Below are 437 nucleotides of genomic sequence, written 5' to 3'. Positions count from 1 at the left end.
ACGTTGTACAGATCGAGGTAGATCGCGAGCGTCGCGCTGATGTAATTCGTCTCGCCGCCGTTCACGACGCGCTGGACGTCAAACAGCATGTACGCCGAGAAGATCACGATCGCGAGCACCGACACGGTCAGCATCAGCGCCGGCAGTTGCAGGAACATGTTCGCGACCATCGCGAGCAGCAGCACGATCACGCCGACGAAGAGCCATTTGCCGAGGCCCGAGAAGTCGCGCTTGCTGACGGTCGCGACCGTCGCCATCGCGGCGAAGATCACGCCGGTGCCGCCGAATGCGAGCATGATGAGCGACGGGCCGTTCGAGAAGCCGAGGATGAAGCTCAAGAGGCGCGACAGCATCAGGCCCATGAAGAACGTGAAGCCGAGCAGCACGAACACGCCGGCCGAGCTGTTCTTCGTGCGCTCGATCGCGAACATGAAGCC

At 62.2% G+C, this 437-nt stretch carries 1 protein-coding gene; it reads right to left on the bottom strand.

The annotated features are described in order from the left end of the window. The coding region (locus tag J5M67_RS28785) for a Bax inhibitor-1 family protein (protein ID WP_207888723.1) at nucleotides 1–437 on the bottom strand (437 nt) is incomplete at both ends.

The sequence above is a fragment of the Pseudomonas sp. 30_B genome (assembly GCF_017491605.1).
Classification (GTDB): domain Bacteria; phylum Pseudomonadota; class Gammaproteobacteria; order Pseudomonadales; family Pseudomonadaceae; genus Pseudomonas.
This window is presented reverse-complemented; position numbering and strand designations above follow the sequence as displayed.